Below are 19,313 nucleotides of genomic sequence, written 5' to 3' on the forward strand. Positions count from 1 at the left end.
ATCCGCCTCCGGGCCGTCGGCGACCGCGGCCACCGCGGCGGCCGTCGCGTCGTGCTCGTTGTTGCTCACGCTGCCACCAGTACGTCGAGAGCGGACAGGAACATGCCGAGGCCGTCATCGGTGGGCCCGGTCAGCGGGTCGATCGCGTGCTCCGGGTGCGGCATCAGGCCGGCGACCCGGCCGCGCGCGTCGGTGATGCCCGCGATGCCGCGCAGGGAACCGTTCGGGTCGTCCTCCAGGTACCGGAACAGCACCCGGCCCTCGCCCTCCAGCTCGTCCAGCACGGCCTGGTCCGCCATGTAGGCGCCCTCACCGGACTTCAGCGGGATCAGCAGCTCGGCGCCCGCGTCGTAGCGGGACGTCCACGCGGAGGAGTTGTTCTCGACCTTCAGCCACTGGTCGCGGCACACGAAGTGCAAGCCCGAGTTGCGGGTCAGCGCACCCGGCAGCAGCCCGGCCTCGCACAGGATCTGGAAGCCGTTGCAGATGCCCAGCACCGGCATCCCCTGCCCGGCGGCGCGCACCACCTCGCCCATCACCGGGGCGAACTTCGCGATCGCGCCGCAGCGCAGGTAGTCCCCGTAGGAGAACCCGCCCGGCACGACCACCGCGTCCACGCCGCGCAGGTCCGCGTCGGCGTGCCACAGCGGCACCGCCTCGGCACCCGCCTTGCGGACCGCGCGCTGCGCGTCCACGTCGTCGAGGGTGCCGGGGAAGGTGATGACGCCGATCTTCGGGCTCATGCCGGTACCGCCTCTCCGCGATTCGCAGTGGTGGTTGCGCCCGGCCGAACCTCGCGTTCCGTGGTTCCTCGTGGCCGGCTTGCGTCACGTTCCCCTGAGGTGCGGTCACGCAGGACTGGAGTGGGCCCGAAATCGCTCATGCTTCCACCCTGCGGACGACGAAGTTCTCGATCACGGGGTTGGCCAGCAGCGTTTCGGCGATCTGGGCGAGCGCGGCGTCGTCGACGTCGTCGGCGACCTCCAGCTCGAACCGCTTCCCCTGGCGGACTTCGGAGATGCCCTCGAAGCCGAGCCGGGGCAGCGCAGCGGCCACCGCCTGACCCTGCGGGTCGAGAATCTCCTGCTTGGGCATGACGTCGACGACGACTCGGGCCACGGGCGATGCTCCCGGATTCGTGCAGATCCTCCTGCCCCGTGCAGGACAGGGATGGATGTCCAGCAGTACCTGCAAAGGGTAACTGAGCTGCGGGTTCGCCCTCGCAGACAGGTGCACCGGAAGCGCCGTGGACCACATCCGGCCACGCTCCGCGACCAAATCGTCACCGTTCATCCGGCCGGGGGAGGTCACGCGAATCCACTCCCGCTTTCCGCGCAGTGCTGCTCAGCCGAATTCAGCAGCATTGCGCAGAAAAGCATTTTCACGCTGTGTCCTCCGGCACTTTCCGCCGCATTCGCGGAACGTTCACCGGACTTCGCACGTCTTCCTCATGGCAACACCGGAAGGCGGGCCACGACGAGCACCGCGTGGACCGCACCGCACACCCCGGACACCGACGAAACCCCAGCTCCCCGGCCGCAGAGCCCGAACAGGCCGGGTGGAACCGCCACCGCAGGCGCGCGGAGAACCGTTCGCGCGACGCGGGGCGGCGGGGATTCCGCCACCCCCAGCGGAATCCCCGGAACGCTTCCCGTTGCGCTGCACACCCCCCGATCAGCGGCGCAACGGGAAGCTCCGGACATGTCAGTTCCGCGATGCGTTCCTGGTCTCACCCGAATGGGAGAACTCGAATTCCGCGACCCGTTTCCCGGCCACCTCCCGGCGAACCGGACCGAACGCCCTGCCGCACCGGAAACGACCTCGCGCACCGCTCTGGGAAGCTGGAGGGCGACACCGATGCGTCCGGGGAGGGCGAGCCGATGAAGATCACACACTTCGGACACGCGTGCGTGCTGGTGGACACCGGGCAGGCGCGGCTGCTCATCGACCCCGGCGCGTTCTCCCAGGGGTTCGAGGAGCTGCGGGACCTCGACGCGGTGCTCATCACCCACCAGCACTTCGACCACCTCGACGCCGACCGGCTGCCCGGGCTGCTCGGGGCCAACCCCGGCGCGCGGCTCATCACCGACCCGGCCACCGCGGACATCGTCACCGGCCAGGGCTTCCAGGCCGAAGCGGTCCGGCCCGGGGACGCGTTCGAACTCGGCGGGGCCGCCGTGAACGTCGTCGGCGGCCAGCACGCCGTGATCCACCCGGACATCCCGGTGATCGACAACGTCGGGCTCGTCGTCGACCACGGCGCCTTCTACCACCCCGGTGACTCCTTCCACGTGCCCGAACAGCGGATCGACGTGCTGGGACTGCCCACCGGGGCGCCGTGGCTGAAGCTCTCCGAGGCCGTGGACTTCCTGCGCGCCGTCGCGCCGCGGGTCGCGGTGCCCATCCACGAGGCCGTGCTGGCCTCGCCCGCGATGCACCACCGGATGTTCGAGCAGCTCGCGCCGCAGGACACCGACGTGGCCGTGCTGGACCGGGCCGCGGCGACCTCCGTGTAGGACACCGCCGCGGCCGCTGGTGGATCAGTCGTCGTGGTGGTCGTCGTGGTCGTCGTCGAAGCGGTCGTCGTCGTGGTCGTCATCCCGATCGTCGAGCCGGTCGTCCCGGTCGTCGTCGAGCCGGTCGTCCCGGTCGTCGTGCCGCTCGGCCGCGCCCGGCGGCAGCGGTGCCGGAGCGCCCGCCCGCAGCCGCGCCTCGGCCTCGGCTTCCGCCCGGTCGTCCGCGTCGTCCCACGGCCCGTCGTCGAAGCGGTCGTCGTCCCACGGCCCGTCGTCGTCCCACCTCGCGGGTGCTCCGGCGGCCGGGTTCGCCGGCACCGCGCCGGTACCCGCGCCCGCGAGCGCGACGCCCGCGCCACCGACCCCCAGCACGCCCACGATCGCCGCGGTGGCCAGCACCGCCCTGCTCGGTTTCCTGATCCGCATCCGTCCTCGTCCTCCCGGTCGCTTTCCTCCTGGACGAGATCGAGCTTCGCGGCCGCGGATGAGCTCACCCTGAGCCCGAGGTGAAAGCCCCTTCACCCGCTCGGCAGCGCACGGTCCGCCTCAGCTGGAGAGCGGGTCGAGGTTGCGGATCGCGGCGGGCAGCGGCATCAGCCGGCGGGGGACGGCGGTGGCGGCGAACGCGGCGTAGGTCGCGGGCTCCGCGCCGTGGTGCAGCGCGAGGTCGACCGCGTCCAGCACGGCCTGCCGCGAACCGGACCGCGCCAGGTCGGCGGCGTCCACCGCCAGCCGCACCGGCCGACCGCGCCGGGCCGCCCGGCTCACGCCCAGCACCAGCGCCCGGCACCACCAGTGCTCCACCCGGGCGCCCGGCCCGAGTGCGTGCACCCGGGCGCGGTGCACCCGTCCGGTGCGCAGCTCGTGCACGCCCAGCGCGTCGGCGCACACCGCGAAGTCCCGCCTGCGCAGCGCCGTCACCGTGCCCGGCGAGGACAGCCAGCGCGGCGGCACGAACAGTTCGGCGCGCAGCCCCAGCCGGTCCAGGGCGGCGGCCGCGGCGTGCAGCCGCAGCCCGGCCTCGTGCGCGGGGAGCGCGGCGAACTCGGCACCGCGGACCGCGGCCGTCGGACCGGACGACGCCACCCTCGGCAGCAGCCGCTGCGCGTGCGGGGCGTGGTCGAAGCCGTGCAGCGCCACCGCGTCCCCGAGGCGGCGCCGCTCCCGCACCCAGCTCACCGCGGGCCGGTCCGGCCCCGGTGGCGCGGTGCCGTTCGGGCGCGGCGCCACCAGCAGCGTCAGCGGGACGCGGCGCAGATCCAGCTCGGCGGCGAACCCGGCGCAGTGCTCCAGCGCCCGGTCTCCGAGCCCCGACAGGGAGACGACCAGCGGAAAGCCCACGGCTCACCATTGGGCCGCACCCGGGTGTCCCGGCCCTGACCGCCGGGTGACCGAACGGCGCAGATCGGGCGAACGTCGCCCGGGCGATCAAGCAGGCCGGACGTCCGCGAGTCGGCGTCCGCGGACCGGAGGCCCGCAGGCCGGGCGTCCGCAAGCCAGGTGTCCCCCAGACCGGAGGTCGCCGAACCGGCGGTCCCGAGCCAGGCTGTCCGCAGACCGGGCGCCCGCAGATCAGGCGTCCGCGGACCGGAGGTCGTCGAGCCGGGCATCAGCAGACCAGGGGTCGGCGAACCGGCGGTCGGCGAACCGGGTGATCAACGGGTCGTCGGCCGATCGGCGCGAAACCGGCGGCAAGCGGGCCCCGGATCAGGCGGGCGAAGGCCAGTCGGCGAGGTCGCGGCCGGTGATGCGCTCGTAGGCCTCGACGTAGCGGTCGCGGGTGGCGGCCACCACCTCGTCCGGCAGCGACGGCGGCGGCACGTCGGAGGCCCGGTCCCAACCGGACTCCGGCGAGGTCAGCCAGTTCCGCACGTACTGCTTGTCGAACGACGGCTGCACCCGGCCCGGCTCGTAGCCGTCGGCCGGCCAGAACCGGGAGGAGTCGGGGGTGAGCACCTCGTCGCCCAGCACGATGCCGTCGGCGTCGAGGCCGAACTCGAACTTGGTGTCGGCGAGGACCACGCCGCGGCTCTCCGCGTGCTCGGCGGCCCGCGCGTACACCCGCAGCGTCAGCTCCCGCAGCTGCTCGGCGCGCTCCCGGCCCACCTCGGCGGCCACGGCGTCGAAGCTGACGTTCTCGTCGTGCGAGCCGAGCTCCGCCTTCGTGGCCGGGGTGAAGATCGGCTCGGGCAGCCGGGACGCCTCGGTCAGCCCGTCCGGCAGTTCGACGCCGCACACCGCGCCGGTCGCCCGGTAGTCGACGAGGCCGGAGCCGGTGAGGTAACCGCGGGCCACGCACTCCACCGGCAGCATCTCCAGCCTGCGCACCAGCAGCGCGCGGCCGCGCACCTCGGCGGGGATGCGCGGGTCGTCGTGCGCGACGACGTGGTTCGGCACCAGCTCGGCGAGCAGGTCGAACCAGAACACGCTCATCGCCGTCAGCACCCGGCCCTTGTCCGGGATGGGGGTGTCGAGCACGTGGTCGTAGGCCGAGATGCGGTCCGACGCGACCATCAGCAGGTGCTCGTCGTCCACGGCGTGCAGCTGGCGAACCTTGCCCGCGGCGATCAGCGGGTATGCCGAGAGTGCGACCACGCGGCGATTCTCCCCCACGCCGACCGCCGCCCGGCCGAGCGGCCCTCCGGAGGCTCCGGTGCACGGCCCGTTCGCCCGGGTCGGCTGGGCGAACGGGCCGTCCACCTGCGGGATCAGAGGATGGGGGACGGGGTGTACCGGGCCGCCTCGGGGTAGCGGGCGACGACCTCGTCCACCGCGGCGACGACGGCCGCGACCTGGGCGGAGGCCGCGCCGGTGAAGGACAGCCGGTCGGCGAGCAGCTCCTCCAGCGCCGCCTTGTCCAGCGGCAGCCGCTCGTCCGCGGCGAGCCGGTCCAGCAGGTCGTTGCGCTCGATCCCCTGCTCCCGCATGGCCAGCGCCACGGCGACCGCGTTCTCCTTGATCGCCTCGTGCGCCGTCTCCCGGCCGACGCCGGCGCGCACCGCCGCCATCAGCACCTTCGTCGTGGCCAGGAACGGCAGGTAGCGGTCCAGCTCGCGGGCCACCACGGCCGGGTAGGCGCCGAACTCGTCGAGCACCGTCAGGAACGTCTCCAGCAGCCCGTCGAACGCGAAGAACGCGTCCGGCAGCGCGATGCGGCGCACCACCGAGCAGGACACGTCGCCCTCGTTCCACTGGTCCCCGGCCAGCTCGCCGCCCATCGACGCGTAACCGCGCAGCAGCACGGACAGGCCGTTGACGCGTTCGCAGGAGCGGGTGTTCATCTTGTGCGGCATGGCGCTGGAGCCGACCTGGCCGGGCTGGAAGCCCTCGGTGACGAGCTCGTGGCCCGCCATCAGCCGGATCGTCTTCGCCACCGAGGACGGCGCCGCGGCCAGCTGGGACAGCGCGGTGAGCACCTCGAAGTCCAGCGAGCGCGGGTACACCTGGCCGACGCTGGTGAGCACCTTCCCGAACCCGAGGTGCTCGGCGATGCGGCCTTCGAGGTCGGCGAGCTTCCCGGCGTCGCCGAGCAGGTCCAGCATGTCCTGCGAGGTGCCGACCGGGCCCTTGATGCCGCGCAGCGGGTAGCGGGCCAGCAGGTCCTCGACCCGGCCGAACGCGACGAGCAGCTCGTCGGCGGCCGTCGCGAACCGCTTGCCGAGCGTGGTGGCCTGCGCCGCCACGTTGTGCGACCGGCCCGCCACGACCAGCTCGCCGTGCTCGGCGGCCAGCCGCGCCAGCCGGGCCAGCACGGCGACCACGCGGTCGCGCACGTGCTCCAGGCTGCGGCGGACCTGCAGCTGCTCCACGTTCTCGGTGAGGTCGCGGGAGGTCATGCCCTTGTGCACGTGCTCGTGCCCGGCGAGGGCGTTGAACTCCTCGATGCGGGCCTTCACGTCGTGCCGGGTCTGGCGCTCGCGCTCGGCGATGGATTCCAGGTCGACCTGGTCGACGACCCGCTCGTAGTCGGCGACCGCGCCCGCGGGCACGTCGACGCCGAGGTCGGCCTGGGCGCGCAGCACGGCCAGCCACAGCTGCCGTTCCAGCACGATCTTGTGCTGCGGGGACCACAGCTCGACCAGCTCCGGCGAGGCGTAGCGGTGGGCGAGCACGTTCGGGAGGTGGGGCTTGACCGTCACGGCTGACCAGGATACTTCCCGGCCGCGGACCCCAGGACCGGGCAGTGGGCGGGCGCGGAAAATCGGTCGAGGCGGCGGGCCGTCGCGAGCTAGGTTCGGCTCGTCATGACTCCTGATCCGCGCGGCCCGCTGCGCCTGCTGTGGTCGCTGCTGCGCGACCGTCCCGCGCTGCTGGCCGCGGCACCCGTCACCGGTTCGCTGTGGCTGCTGCCGACCGCGGTGCTGCCGCTGGTCATCGGGCGCGCGCTGGACGCGGGCGTGGCCGGCCGGGACGGGTCGGCGCTGCTGCGGTGGGTGCTGGTGGTGCTGGTGCTCGGGATCGTGCAGGCGTTGGGCGCGGCGGCGCTGAGCTGGACCTCGCACACCCTGTGGCTGCACGGCGCGAGCTCCGCCGAGAAGGTGGTGCTGCACCACGTGGCGGGCCTCGGCGGCGCGCTGACCAGGCGCGTCCGCACCGGTGAGGTGGTGTCCGCAGGCTCCGCCGACATATACCAGGTGGGGCAGGCGTTCGAGGTGTCCGCCCGGCTCAGCGGAGCGGTCGTCGCGTTCCTCGCCGCCGCGGGCGCGCTGCTGACGATCTCGCCGCTGATGGCGGTGGTGGCGCTGGTCGGGGTGCCGCTGGCGACGCTGGGCATCGGGCCGCTGCTGGGCCCGCTGCGGCGCCGCGAGGAGGCGCAGCGGGAGAACCTGACCGGGCTGAACACGCTCGCCGCGGACATCGTGTCCGGGCTGCGCGTGCTGCGCGGCATCGGCGGCGAGTCCCGGTTCCACGACCGGTTCGTCGCGGCCAACCGCCGCGTCCAGGACTCCGGGGTCGCCGCCGGGCGGATCACCGCGTGGCTGGCCGGGGCGGAAGTGCTGCTGCCCGGTCTGGTGACGGTGCTGGTCACCTGGCTGGGCGCGCGGATGGCGCTGGCCGGGACGATCAGCGCCGGTGAGCTCGTCGCGTTCTACGGGGTGTCCAGCTTCCTGGTCATCCCGGTGCGCACCGCCACCGAGGCCGCGAGCACCTTCGCCTCGGCCGTCGTGGCCGCGGACCGCGCCTGCGCGCTGCTGCGGCTGCGACCGGAACCCGCCGACCCGGACGTGCCGCGGACGCTGCCCGCCGGACCGCTCGCGCTCGCAGACGAGCGCACCGGGGCCCGCGCCGACGCGGGCGAGCTCACTGCCGTCGACGCCGCCGGGCACGGCGAAGCGCTGGCCGAACGCCTCGCCCGGCACGTCGACGACGGGCCGGTGCTGGCCGGCGGCGTGCCGCTCGCGGAGGTCGCCATCGCCGAGCTGCGGGAGCGGATCGTGCTCGCGCACAACCAGGACCTGCTGTTCGCCGGTCCGGTCCGCGCCGGGATCGACCTGGGCTCGCCGGTGCCGGTGGAGGCCGCGCTGCACGCCGCCGACGCCGCGGACGTGCTCGCCGCGCTGCCCGCGGACGGCGAGCTCACCGAGCAGGGCCGCGCGCTCTCCGGCGGCCAGCGCCAGCGGCTGCTGCTGGCGCGGGCGCTGTGCAGCGACGCCGACGTGCTGGTGCTGGACGAACCCACCTCCGCGGTGGACGCGCACACCGAGGCGCGCATCGTGCGCCGCGTCCGCGACCTGCGGAAAGGACGCACCACGATCGTGCTCACGCAGAGCCCGCTGTGGCACGCGGTCGCCGACCGGGTGGTGCACGTGACGGAGGACCACGCATGACGCTGCCCCTGGCCGAGCGGACCGAGGTGCTGCGGTGGCTGCGGCGCACCGCCGCCGCCCACCGGAAGCGGTTCGCGCTGCTCGTGCTGCTGTTCGCGCTGTCCACCGCGGTCGGCCTGATCGGCCCGCAGCTGCTCGGCCGCCTGGTGGACGCGGTGGTCGCCGGAGCACCGGTGCGGCAGGTCGACCTGCTGGCGGCCGGGTTCCTGGCGGTGCTGGTGGTGCACGCGCTGCTGGCCCGCGCGGCCCGGCTGCGCGCCGCCGTGTTCGGCGAAGCCGTGCTCGCCGAGGCCCGGGAGCGGGTGGTGGGCCGCGCGCTGCGGCTGCCGCTGAGCACCGTGGAGGAAGCAGGCACCGGGGACCTGCTCAGCCGCGCCACCTCCGACGTGGACCGGCTCGACTCCACCGTCCGCGACGCGGCACCCGAGCTGACCGGGGCGGCGCTGGCGCTCGTGTTCACCGCGGCCGCGATGGTCGCCACCGCACCGCTGCTCGCCTGCGGCCTGCTGGTGGCGGTCCCGCTGCTGGTGGCGGTGAGCCGCTGGTACTTCCCGCGCGCCCGGCGGACGCTGACCAGGCTGCTCGCGGACTGGGCCGGGGTGCAGTCCGGCATCCACGAGACCGTGCGGGGCGCCCGCACCATCGACTCGCTGCGGCTCGCCGCGCGGCGCCGCGAGCACAACGACCGGGTGCTCGCGCAGGCCGTCGCCGACGAGCAGAGGCACCGCGGGCTGCTGTCGATCTTCCTGCCCGCGCTGGAGCTGTCCTACGTGCTGCCGCTCGCGGCGATCCTGCTCATCGGCGGCTGGAGCTACCACGCGGGGCTGGCGGAGCTGGGCACGGTGACGACGGTGGTGCTGTACGCGGCGGCGCTGTCCGAACCGCTGGCCGAGCTGTTCTCCTGGCTGGAGGAGCTGCAGCTGGGGCACGCGGCGCTGCGGCGGATCCTCGGGGTGCCGGGGAGCGGGGCGGGGAAGCCCGAACGCGCTGAGCATGAGCGTCGTCCCGAGCACGAGCGTTCCGCGCCCCATCGCCCGGAGCCCCACCGCGCTGCGCCCGAACGCCCAGAACTCGATCACGCTGCGCCCGATCACCCGGAGCGCGAACGCGCCGAGCCCGAACACGCCGAATCCGATCGCGCCGCGATCAGGGACGCCGCGCTCGGGGACACCGCACCCCGCGACGCCGGACCCGAGCGCACCGAGCACCGTCCCGCGGCCGGCCGCGGCACGTCCGAGCGAGCCGGTTCCGGCGCGCACGACCTGGTGCTGCGCGACGTCCGGTTCTCCTACCGCGCGGGCCGCGAGGTCCTGCACGGCGTCGACCTGCGGGTTCCCGCCGGGGAGCGGCTCGTCGTGGTCGGTCCGTCCGGGGCGGGCAAGTCCACGCTGGGACGGCTCATCGCGGGCGTCAGCGCACCCGACTCCGGTTCGGTCGCCTTCGGCGACGTGGAGATCACCGCGTTGCCGCCCGCCCGCGTCCGCCGGGAGGTCCTGCTGCTCACCCAGGAGCAGCACGTGTTCACCGCGAGCCTGCGGGACAACCTGTCGCTGCCCGAAGCGCGGGAGTGGACCGACCGCGAACTGCACGAGGCGCTGGCGGTGGTCGGCGCCGCCGAGTGGGCCGCGCGGCTGCCGGGCGGGCTGGACGCGGTGGTCGGCTCCGGCGGCGCGGCGGTGCCCGCCGCGGTCGCACAGCAGCTCGCGCTGGCCCGGGTGGTGCTCGCCGACCCGCACACGTTGGTGCTCGACGAGGCGACCTCGCTGCTGGACGGGGACGGCTCGCGGGAGCTGGAGCGCTCGCTGTCCCGGCTGCTGGCCGGGCGCACCGTCATCGCCATCGCGCACCGGCTGCACACCGCGCGCACCGCGGACCGGGTGGCGGTGGTGGACGGCGGACGGATCGTGGAGCTCGGCGCGCACCGCGAGCTGCTGGCGGCGGACGGCTCCTACGCCGCCCTGCACCGCGCCGCCGCGGGCGAGGACTGATTCCCGCCGTGGGGCGGTGGTCCCCGGCGGCCCGTCGCCGCCGGGACCGCTGTCGCCGGTGGCTCCGCCGCAGGCGACGGCACCGTCCTCGCGAGCACCCGCGGGTGGTCGGCGGCTTCGCCGCGTGGACACGAGCACGATCCGGAGTGGGGTGCGCGGACGGTGGCGCGCATCTCGGGCTCGGGGAGAAGCGCCTGACCTCGGAGTCCCGGATTTCTGGTACGGTCGTCCCGGAACTGGAGGTAGTGATGGCTTGGATCGTGCTGATGATCTCCGGCGTGTTCGAGGCGGGCTGGGCGATCTCGCTGAAGCTCTCCGACGGCTTCAGCAAGCTGTGGCCCAGCGTGTCGTTCCTGGTGCTGGCCGCGATCAGCTTCAGCGGCCTCGCCTGGGCCATGCGCACGCTGCCCGCCGGCCCCGCCTACGCGGTGTGGACCGGCATCGGCGCCGCGCTCACCGCCGTGATCGGCATGGTGTGGCTCGGCGACGCCGTGTCCGCGCTCAAGATCGTGTCGCTGGTGCTCATCGTCGCCGGGGTGATCGGGCTGAACCTCGCCGGATCGCACTGACTCCTAGGATCGGGCGTCATGACAGCGGCCACCCCCAAGGGCGAACGCCGCCGCCACGCACTCGTCGCGGCGGCGGCGGAACTGCTCGCCGAAGGCGGGCTCGAAGCGGTGCGGCACCGCGCCGTGGCGGAACGCGCCGGGCTGCCGCTCGCGTCCACCACCTACTACTTCACCTCGCTCGACGACCTCGTCGCCGCCGCCGTCGCGCACGAGGGCCGCGCGGAGCGCGCCGCGGGCCGCGCCCGGCTCGACGGGCTCGCCGACGAGCTCCGCACCACCGAGGACGTCGTGGAACTGGTGCTGGACCTGCTGCTGGGCACCGGATCCCGGATCGGCGGCACCGAGCCGGTGCTGCTGCGCTACGAACGGCTCGTCGGCTCGCCGCGGCGGCCGTACCTGGCGCCGCTGATGCGGGAGCTCACCGGGGAGCTGAAGGACCTGCTCGGCGAGATCCTCGCCCGCAGCGGCAGGCCCGTCGACCGCGAGCAGCTGGACGAGCTCATCGCGCTCGTCGACGGGACCGTGGTGAACGCGCTCATCGAGAGCGACCCCGAGCCGCGCCGCGCGGCCCGCCGGACCCTCCGCCGCAGGCTCGGCTGACCGGTCAGAAGCGGGGCGCCAGGTCCGCCGCGATGCCACCGAGGCGGTCGGCGAACGGCGCCGTCGGCGCGCCCATCGGCTCGCTGAGCACCGTCAACGTCCGGCCGCTGCGCGTCGGCACCTCCACCACCTCGGTGTGCGGCGCCCGACCCTCCGCGGCCGCGGGTTTCGCGCCGGACGGGCTCAGCAGCAGCGCCACCTTCCCCGACACCGCGCCCTCCCGGACCGGGACCGCGGCGGTCCGCGACCCGATCGGGCAGGAGCCGTCGGCACCCGTCGGCCGGGTGCTCCCCGCCTCCGGCAGCTGCTCGGCCAACGCCGCGGCCAACGCCGAATCCGGTGCGCCGCACTCGGCGCCCGCCTTCGGGTCGCCCAAGGTGATCGGGCCGGAGCGCGGCGTCGCGGGCTCCTGCGGCAGCGCCATCGGCGCCTGCGTCGGCTCGGCCGGGGCCTGCGCCACCGGTTCCCCGGACTGGCCGAAGAACCCGGTGCCCACGCCGACCCCGCCGACCAGCACGGCCGCCGCGACCAGCGAGCCACCGGCGAACGCCGTGCGGCGGCGCGCCGTCACCCGGCGGGACCCGCGCAGCACGTCCTGCTCGTCGAACGACGCCTCGGGCGCGTCGCGGGCCGCGTTGTGGAAGAGCTGTTCCAGCTCGGTCTCGTTCACTTGCCGCACCTCCTCACGACGTCGATCGAAGATCGTCGAGCTGGCCGCCCAAGGCCTCGCGCAGCGCCTCCAGCCCACGGGCCGACTGGCTCTTCACGGTGCCTTCGCTGCACTTCATCACCTCGGCGACCCCGGCGACGTCGAGCCCCTCCAGGAATCGGAGCACCAGCACGGCCCGCTGCTTCGGCGGCACCTGGCGCAGCCCGGCGACCAGCGTCTGCCGGGTCGCGATGCCGTCTTCGACCGAGCCGCCGGTGGGCCGGTCCGGGAGCACGTCGGTGAACTTCTCGCGGCGCCACGGCCGCCGGGACTCGTCGATCACGGCTCGGCTGAGCGTGCGGCGGACGTACGCGTCCAACGCGCCCTTGTCCCGCACCTTGCGCCAATGCCGGTGCAAGGAGATGAACGCGGTCTGGGCCAGGTCGTCCGCGCGGTGCCAGTCACCGCACATCATGTACGCCATCCGACGAACCGCCTCCCGCCGAGCCGCGAAATACTCCGCGAACTCCTGCTCCTCGCGCTGGTCCACGCGGAACTCTCCGCTCGTCCGTGCTTGCACTGCTGGGACGGTGCGCCCGGCACCTGTGGTTGCACGCCGCCGCAAAAACGAACGGTGCGCGTGCAGAACCTTAGTGAAGGCGGACCGCCCGGCCGAGCCGCCACCGGTGGAGTTCCGGGCCGCGCAGGTCAGCCGCGCGGGCACCCGCTGCGATCACCCGGATGCGCGGTGCCACGGCCCCGAGCGGGCCGAGCGGAATCCTCCGACCAGTTGCCTCGACCCCCCGCTGATGTGGTGTGATCGGTTCGTGACCCGAACGGCCCCCATCGACCTGCGTTCCGACACGGTCACGCGCCCCGACGAGCGGATGGCCGCGGCGATGGCCGACGCCGAAGTCGGCGACGACGTGCTCGACCACGACCCGACCATGCGCGCGCTGGAGGAGCGGGCCGCCCAGCTGCTCGGCACCGCCGCCGCGCTGTGGGTGCCCAGCGGCACGATGGGCAACCTGATCGCGCTGTCGGTGCACCTGCGCCGCGGGGACCGGTTCCTCGCGCCGCGCGGCGCGCACGTGCTGCACCACGAGCTGGGCTCCGCCGCGTGGCTCGCCGGGGGCATGCCGGAACCGCTGGAGTGGGACGCCGGTCCGGGACGGCCCACCGCCGACTCGGTGCGTGCGCACGCGAGCGGCGACCGGCGCTACGACGCGCTGCACACCACGCTGCTGTGCCTGGAGAACACGCACAACGCGGCGGGTGGCGCGGTCATCCCGCCGCACGAGCACGCCCAGCTCGCCGCGGCCGCCCGCGACCGCGGGCTGCACGTGCACCTGGACGGCGCGCGGATCTGGAACGCCGCCACCGCGCTCGGGTTGCCGCCCGCCGCGCTGACCGTCGGGGTCGACACGGTGCAGGCCTGCCTGAGCAAGGGGCTCGGCGCCCCCGTCGGATCGGTGGTGGCCGGGACCAGCGACTTCGTCGCCGAGGCGCGGCGGGTGCGCAAGATGCTCGGCGGCGGCGTCCGGCAGGGCGGGGTGCTCGCGGCGGCCGGGCTGGTCGCGCTGGACCGGATCGCGGACCTGGCGGCGGACCACCGGCACGCGGCGCTGCTCGCCGACGGGCTCACCGAGCTCGGCTGGGACGTCACCGCCCCGCAGACCAACATCGTGCTGGCCGCGGTGCCGGACGTGCGGCTCACCCTGGACCGGCTGCGGGAGATCGGGGTGCTCGCGGTGCCGATGGACGGGAACGTGCGGTTCGTGACGCACCGGGACGTGGGCGAGCGGGACGTCCAGGAGGTGCTGCACCGGATCTCCCGCAGCGGCGGCGCGGACCGGCCGGCCGGGATCCCGCAGGCGGGCTGACCCGGGATCAGCTCCCGGTGGCCAGCCTGCGCCTGCGGTGGGCGGCCATCCGGACCGGGGCGTTGTGCTCACCGCGGCCGCGGTAGCCGCCGACCCGCTGCACCACCTCGAAGAACACCCGCGAGCCCGGCACCGCCACCGAGAAGTGCAGGTACTCGCCGCGCGCGTCCCGGTCGTAGAGCACCGAGCACTCCCGCAGCCGCGCCGCGAGCCCCGGGTCCAGCTCCAGCCGGGCGTCCAGGTCGTCGTAGTAGTTGTCCGGGATCGCCACCACCGGCGCGCCCAGCTCCCGCACCGCGCGCGCGGTGGCGAACACGTCGTCGGTGCTCAGCGCCACGTGCTGCGGGTTCGGCACGGCGGGCGCCCACGAGCCGCGGCGCAGCACCGCCGAGTCCAGCGCCAGCCGCACCGTCCCGCCCGGGTCCAGCACCAGCCTGCTGCGCACCAGCCCGAACGGGGCGGCGAACTCCACCGGCGGCTCCGGGTCGAGGCCCAGCACCGAGCGGTAGAACAGGATCGCCTCGTCGAAGTGGTCGAACGGCTGGGTCATCGCGACGTGGTCGATGCCGGTGACGCCCGCGCCCGCGGTGCCGCCCGGCTCGGGGTCGAAGTCGCCGAGCCAGCTCGCGTCCCGGTCCGCGCCGGTGCGGCAGAAGAACAGGGCGGTGCCGTCCGGTGCGGCCACCGAGGACAGGTCCGCCTCGTCGGGCCGGGCGGAGCGCGGCAGCACCGGCGCGAGCAGCCCTTCGGCGCGGCGGGTGGCGGCGCGCGGGTCGGCGCTGTGCACGCCGATCGCGGCGAGCGCCCCGCCGCCGCGGTGCTCGGGCCGGTCCGGCCCGGTGTTCACCAGGATCCGCGCGTCCCCCTGCTCCCAGAGGCGCACCGGTTTGGAGCGGTGCCGCCCGGCCGGCCGGAAGCCGAGCGCGGCCAGCGTCGAGCCCAGCCGCTCGCCCGCGCCGGCGTCGGCACCGAGCTCCACGAACGCCGGTCCGGCCAGCTCGGGCGGTTCGGGCAGGCTCCGGCCGCCGACGACGGGCCCCGCCGGTACCGCGGCCTCCTCCAGCGCCAGCAGCGAGCGCATCGCGTCCACCGCGGCCGGGCCCGGATCGGCCTGCCGGAACACGTCGTTGAAGACCTCCAGGGACAGCGGCCCCGCGTAGCCGGCGGCGAGCACCGCGCCGAGGAAGCCCGCCAGGTCGAACTCGCCCTGGCCGGGGAACAGCCGGTGGTGCCTGCTCCACTGCAGCAGGTCCATGTTCATCCGCGGGGCGTCGGCCAGCTGCAGGAAGAACAGCTTCTCGGCGGGGATGGTGCGGATCGTGGTGGGGTCGCCGCCGCGGGACAGGATGTGGAAGCTGTCCAGGCACACGCCGAGCGCGGGGTGGTCGGCGCGGCGCACGATGCGCCAGGCCCGCTCGTAGGTGTCCACGAACCGGCCCCAGGCGAGCGCTTCGTAGCAGATCCGGATGCCGCGCCCGGCGGCGAGCTCGGCGAGGTCGTGCAGCTGCTCGGCGGCCAGGTCGTCGTCGTCCACGGCCTCCGGGGACACCGAGGAGCACACCAGCGCCAGGTCGGCGCCGAGGCGCGCCATCAGGTCGAACTTGTGCTCGGCGCGGCGCAGGTTGGCGCGCAGCACGTCGCGCGGGACCGCTTCGAAGTCGCGGAACGGCTGGTACAGGTCGATGGCCAGGCCGAGGTCGGCGCACTGCGCGCGGATCCGCTCCGGGGTGGCGGCGGAGGCGATCAGGTCGTTCTCGAAGATCTCCACCCCGTCGAAGCCGGCCGCGGACGCGGCGGTGAGCTTGTCCTCCAGCGACCCGGACAGGCAGACCGTGGCGATGGAGCGGGCGCGTTCAACGGGCTGCGTGGACACGGGGGCCTCCGGGTTCGGTCACGAGGGTCTCGAAGTGGCGCAGCATCCGCTCCGGGTCGGGTTCCCGCCCGGTGAACAGCCGGAACGCGTCGGCGGCCTGGAACACGGCCATGCCGCCGCCGTCGAGGACGCGGCAGCCGCGGGCGCGGGCGGTGCGGACGAGCTCGGTCTCCAGCGGCCGGTACACCACGTCGGCGACCCACAGCCCGGGGTGCAGCACGTCGGCGGGCACCGGCAGCCCGGGGTGGGCGGCCATGCCGACCGGCGTGGCGTGCACCAGCCCGTCGGCGCCGGTGAGCGCGGCGGCGGGGTCGAAGCCGGAGCTCGCGCGGTCCGGGCCGAACCGGCCGCGCAGCGCGGCGGCGAGCTCGGCGGCCCGGGCCTCGTCCAGGTCGAGCACGTGCAGCGAGCCGGTGCCGAGGGTGAGCAGCCCGTGCGCCACGGCGGCCCCGGCCCCGCCCGCGCCGAGCAGCACGACCCGGTCCACCGGCACGTCCGGCAGGCCGCGGCCGAAGCTGCGGGCGAACCCGGACCAGTCGGTGTTGTGCCCGACGGCGCCGTCCGCGGTGAACACGACGGTGTTCACCGCCCCGAGGGCCGCCGCGTCCGGGGACAGCTCGTCGAGGTGGCCGAGGACCAGCTGCTTCGCCGGGTGGGTGATGTTGAGGCCGGTGAACCCGGTGAGCCGGGCCGCGCGCAGCAGCTCGCCGACGGCGGTGGCGGGCGGCCCGATCCGGTCCAGGTCGAGCCGCCGGTACAGGCAGCGCAGCCCGAGCTCGGCGGCTTCCCGCTCGTGCAGGGCCGGGCTGAGGGAGGGGCCGATGCCCGCACCGACCAGTCCGGTGAGGTATCCGTCGTCGCCGATGGCAGCCACCTCCGTCCCGCGGGCCGCGGCCCGCAGCGCAATGAACGAACTAGCTAGTACACAGTAGCCCGGTGGCGCACCGCGGCCAAGGACCGCGGATTAGGCTGGGCGTGATCGAGCGGCCCGGACCGGTGGCTGACCGGCCGGAACCGGCGGAGCCCGGCTCCGGCGACCGCGCCCACGAGACGACGAGGGGAGCTCCCGTGGTGGCACCACCGCCCCCCGCGCCCGAACCAGGCGGCGCCCGGCCGGCGGACGAACCGCGCCAGCGCGACGCCGAGCGCACCCGCGCGGAACTGCTCGACGTGGCGCTCGCCGAGTTCGCCGACAAGGGCTACGCCGGAGCCAGGGTCGACGAGATCGCCGCCCGCACCAGCACCACCAAGCGGATGATCTACTACTACTTCGGCGGCAAGGAGCAGCTCTACATCGCCGCCCTGGAGCGCGCCTACGCCGCGATCCGCGGCGTGGAGCAGGGCCTCGACGTGGCCGACCTGGACCCGGTGGCCGCGATCCGCCGGGTCGCCGAATCGACCTTCGACCACCACGAGTCGCATCCGGCGTTCATCCGGCTGGTGTCCATCGAGAACATCGACCACGGCAGGCACCTGGCGAAGTCCGCGGAGCTGCCCGGGCTGGGCACGCCCGCGCTGGAGGTGCTGACCGGGATCCTGGAGCGCGGCCGCGCGGCGGGGCTGTTCCGGGCGGACGTGGACGCGCTGGACGTGCACCTGGCGATCAGCTCGTTCTGCGTGTTCCGCACCGCGAACCGGCACACCTTCCAGGCGATCTTCGGCCGGGACATGCTGGCGGCGGACCGCCGGGAGCACTACCGCCGGATGGTCGGCGACCTGGTCGTCAGCTACCTGACCGCGGCTCCCGAAGCCGGCTGAGGCGCCTGCCGCCCGCCCGGACCCTGCCGCCCGGACCCTGCCGAGCGGGGGCGCCTGCGGACGCGGACCGCCTCGCAGGCCGGGCACCGGGACGCGATCGAGCCTTGACACGGGTGTGCCGCCACCGCACAGTTGCGGACTAACCAGGTGGTACATAACTGCTTCTCGCTGTTCCGAGCTACGGAGCAAGGACCGTCAGGAGCTACTCGGTGACCGAGACCCGCACGCCCGCGACGCCGGGCGAACACCGCAAAGCCGCGTGGGCGGCCTGGATCGGCAGCGCGCTGGAGTACTACGACTTCTTCATCTACGGCACCGCCGCGGCGCTGGTGTTCAACAAGATCTTCTTCCCGGCCTCCTCGCCCGCCACCGGCACGCTGCTCGCGCTCGCCTCGTTCGGCGTCGGCTACCTGGCGCGGCCGGTCGGCGCGTTCGTGCTCGGCCACGTCGGCGACCGGTTCGGGCGCAAGCGGGTGCTCGTGCTCACCGTGCTGCTGATGGGGCTCGCCACCGTCGGCGTCGGCTGCCTGCCCACCTACGGGCAGATCGGCGTCGCCGCACCGATCACGCTCGTCGCGCTCCGGCTGCTGCAGGGGTTCTCCGCCGCCGGGGAGCAGTCCGGCGCCAGCTCCATGACCCTCGAACACGCGCCGGAGCACCGCCGCGGCTACTTCACCAGCTTCACGCTCAGCGGCACCCAAGCCGGGCAGATCCTCGCCACCGCGGTCTTCCTGCCGATCGCCGCGATGCCGCAGGAGCAGCTGCTCACCTGGGGCTGGCGGGTGCCGTTCTGGCTCAGCGGCGTCGTCGTCATCGTCGCCCTCGTCATCCGGCGCACCCTCGACGAAACACCCGTGTTCCAGCGGGAATCCGCCAAGGAGGACCGCGAGCCGCCGATCGCCGCGCTGTTCCGCGAGCACCGGGCCGACGTGCTGCGCGTGGTGGTGGCCTCCACCGTCGCGGCCGTGAGCACCATCTTCACCGTGCACGCCCTGAGCTACGCGGTGAACACCGTCGGCCTGGAGCGCAGCCCGATGCTGTGGGTCGGGGTGCTGGCGAACGTGGTGGCGCTGGCGGCGATCCCGCTGTGCGCGCTGCTGTCCGACCGGATCGGGCGCAAACCCGTGTTCATCGGCGGGACCGCGGCCTGCGCGGTGCTCATGTTCGGCTACCTGTGGTCGATCTCCACCGGGCGGTACTCGCTGATCTTCCTGACCGGGATCCTGCTGTTCGGCATCGCCTACAGCGCCCCGAACGGGGTCTGGCCCGCGTTCTACGCCGAGATGTTCCCCCCGAAGGTGCGGCTGTCCGGGATGGCCGTCGGCACCCAGATCGGGTTCGCCGTCGCCGGGTTCTCGCCCAGCATCGCCGAGGCCGTCGGGCCCGGGCGGGACGGCTGGTTCGCGGTGTCCGCGTTCATCGCCGCGCTCTGCGCCTGCAACATCGTCGCGGTGCTCACCGCACGGGAGACGCACCGCGTGCCCACCGACGAACTCGGCAGGCGCGGCGGTCCGGCACCGGAACCGGTCGCGGCCGGGTGAGCGCGGGAGGGGGGGGGGGGGGGGGGCCCCCCCCCCCCCCCGGGCGGGGGGGGGGGCCCCCCCGGGCCCCCCCCCCCGGGGGGGGGGGGCCCGGGGCGCCGCGCCCCC

The 19,313-nt window shown here is 74.6% G+C and carries 18 protein-coding genes; 8 read left to right on the plus strand and 10 right to left on the minus strand.

The features are described 5' to 3' along the window. Positions 1 to 65 precede the first annotated feature (65 nt). Both purQ and purS read right to left on the minus strand, forming a co-directional pair. On the minus strand, positions 66 to 743 hold the full coding sequence (gene purQ / locus LCD35_RS12445) for a phosphoribosylformylglycinamidine synthase subunit PurQ (protein ID WP_224968034.1): 678 nt from the start codon (positions 741 to 743) through the stop codon (positions 66 to 68). A 136-nt stretch (positions 744 to 879) separates the two neighbouring features. Beyond that, positions 880 to 1,119, minus strand: a complete 240-nt coding sequence (purS, locus tag LCD35_RS12450; RefSeq protein WP_224958036.1) for a phosphoribosylformylglycinamidine synthase subunit PurS — start codon at positions 1,117 to 1,119, stop codon at positions 880 to 882. Between the two features lie 761 nt (positions 1,120 to 1,880). Between purS and LCD35_RS12455 the strand changes: the two genes are divergently transcribed. Next, positions 1,881 to 2,516: an MBL fold metallo-hydrolase gene (locus LCD35_RS12455; protein ID WP_224958037.1), complete on the plus strand. Its 636-nt coding sequence runs from the start codon at positions 1,881 to 1,883 to the stop codon at positions 2,514 to 2,516. A gap of 24 nt (positions 2,517 to 2,540) precedes the next feature. On the opposite strand, the gene LCD35_RS12460 is transcribed toward LCD35_RS12455, so the two are convergent. From LCD35_RS12460 to purB, 4 genes are all read right to left on the minus strand, one after another. Further along, positions 2,541 to 2,942 (minus strand): ATPase, encoded by a 402-nt coding sequence (locus tag LCD35_RS12460; RefSeq protein ID WP_225044228.1) that lies wholly within the window; start codon positions 2,940 to 2,942, stop codon positions 2,541 to 2,543. Between the two features lie 120 nt (positions 2,943 to 3,062). Then, on the minus strand, positions 3,063 to 3,857 hold the full coding sequence (locus tag LCD35_RS12465) for a DUF2334 domain-containing protein (protein ID WP_224958039.1): 795 nt from the start codon (positions 3,855 to 3,857) through the stop codon (positions 3,063 to 3,065). Between the two features lie 366 nt (positions 3,858 to 4,223). Then, entirely contained in the window at positions 4,224 to 5,111 is an 888-nt protein-coding gene (locus tag LCD35_RS12470) for a phosphoribosylaminoimidazolesuccinocarboxamide synthase (RefSeq protein WP_224958040.1), read from the minus strand. Between the two features lie 113 nt (positions 5,112 to 5,224). After that, positions 5,225 to 6,655: an adenylosuccinate lyase gene (gene purB / locus LCD35_RS12475; RefSeq protein WP_224958041.1), complete on the minus strand. Its 1,431-nt coding sequence runs from the start codon at positions 6,653 to 6,655 to the stop codon at positions 5,225 to 5,227. Between the two features lie 105 nt (positions 6,656 to 6,760). Between purB and LCD35_RS12480 the strand changes: the two genes are divergently transcribed. The 4 genes from LCD35_RS12480 (at position 6,761) to LCD35_RS12495 (ending at position 11,501) form a co-directional block, all read left to right on the plus strand. After that, a complete protein-coding gene (locus tag LCD35_RS12480) occupies positions 6,761 to 8,344 on the plus strand; it encodes an ABC transporter ATP-binding protein (RefSeq protein WP_224958042.1) in 1,584 nt (527 codons plus the stop codon). Further along, positions 8,341 to 10,332 (plus strand): ABC transporter ATP-binding protein, encoded by a 1,992-nt coding sequence (locus LCD35_RS12485; RefSeq protein ID WP_225044229.1) that lies wholly within the window; start codon positions 8,341 to 8,343, stop codon positions 10,330 to 10,332. Before LCD35_RS12480 ends, LCD35_RS12485 begins: the two co-directional genes overlap by 4 nt. 248 nt (positions 10,333 to 10,580) lie before the next feature. Beyond that, on the plus strand, positions 10,581 to 10,901 hold the full coding sequence (locus LCD35_RS12490; RefSeq protein ID WP_224958046.1) for a multidrug efflux SMR transporter: 321 nt from the start codon (positions 10,581 to 10,583) through the stop codon (positions 10,899 to 10,901). An 18-nt stretch (positions 10,902 to 10,919) separates the two neighbouring features. After that, positions 10,920 to 11,501 (plus strand): TetR/AcrR family transcriptional regulator, encoded by a 582-nt coding sequence (locus tag LCD35_RS12495; RefSeq protein ID WP_225044230.1) that lies wholly within the window; start codon positions 10,920 to 10,922, stop codon positions 11,499 to 11,501. 4 nt (positions 11,502 to 11,505) lie between these two features. Here the strand turns inward: LCD35_RS12495 and LCD35_RS12500 are convergent, their stop codons facing one another. Both LCD35_RS12500 and LCD35_RS12505 read right to left on the minus strand, forming a co-directional pair. Next, positions 11,506 to 12,171 (minus strand): hypothetical protein, encoded by a 666-nt coding sequence (locus LCD35_RS12500; protein ID WP_224958050.1) that lies wholly within the window; start codon positions 12,169 to 12,171, stop codon positions 11,506 to 11,508. Between the two features lie 13 nt (positions 12,172 to 12,184). Continuing rightward, complete coding sequence (locus tag LCD35_RS12505; RefSeq protein ID WP_224958051.1) at positions 12,185 to 12,700, minus strand: SigE family RNA polymerase sigma factor; 516 nt, start codon at positions 12,698 to 12,700, stop codon at positions 12,185 to 12,187. Between the two features lie 277 nt (positions 12,701 to 12,977). On the opposite strand from LCD35_RS12505, the gene LCD35_RS12510 reads away from it, so the two are divergent. Beyond that, positions 12,978 to 14,033: a low specificity L-threonine aldolase gene (locus LCD35_RS12510; RefSeq protein ID WP_224968028.1), complete on the plus strand. Its 1,056-nt coding sequence runs from the start codon at positions 12,978 to 12,980 to the stop codon at positions 14,031 to 14,033. A 7-nt stretch (positions 14,034 to 14,040) separates the two neighbouring features. Here LCD35_RS12510 and LCD35_RS12515 read toward each other — a convergent pair whose 3' ends face one another. Both LCD35_RS12515 and LCD35_RS12520 read right to left on the minus strand, forming a co-directional pair. Beyond that, positions 14,041 to 15,906 (minus strand): bifunctional sugar phosphate isomerase/epimerase/4-hydroxyphenylpyruvate dioxygenase family protein, encoded by a 1,866-nt coding sequence (locus LCD35_RS12515; protein WP_224978324.1) that lies wholly within the window; start codon positions 15,904 to 15,906, stop codon positions 14,041 to 14,043. Further along, positions 15,887 to 16,780, minus strand: a complete 894-nt coding sequence (locus tag LCD35_RS12520; RefSeq protein ID WP_225044231.1) for a shikimate dehydrogenase — start codon at positions 16,778 to 16,780, stop codon at positions 15,887 to 15,889. Before LCD35_RS12520 ends, LCD35_RS12515 begins: the two co-directional genes overlap by 20 nt. A 197-nt stretch (positions 16,781 to 16,977) precedes the next feature. On the opposite strand from LCD35_RS12520, the gene LCD35_RS12525 reads away from it, so the two are divergent. Both LCD35_RS12525 and LCD35_RS12530 read left to right on the plus strand, forming a co-directional pair. After that, a complete protein-coding gene (locus LCD35_RS12525; RefSeq protein WP_224958055.1) occupies positions 16,978 to 17,664 on the plus strand; it encodes a TetR/AcrR family transcriptional regulator in 687 nt (228 codons plus the stop codon). Positions 17,665 to 17,873: 209 nt separating this feature from the next. After that, positions 17,874 to 19,205 (plus strand): MFS transporter, encoded by a 1,332-nt coding sequence (locus LCD35_RS12530; RefSeq protein ID WP_224968022.1) that lies wholly within the window; start codon positions 17,874 to 17,876, stop codon positions 19,203 to 19,205. Positions 19,206 to 19,313 lie beyond the last annotated feature (108 nt).

The organism is Saccharopolyspora sp. 6V, from assembly GCF_020176785.1.
Classification (GTDB): Bacteria; Actinomycetota; Actinomycetes; order Mycobacteriales; family Pseudonocardiaceae; genus Saccharopolyspora_C; species Saccharopolyspora_C gregorii.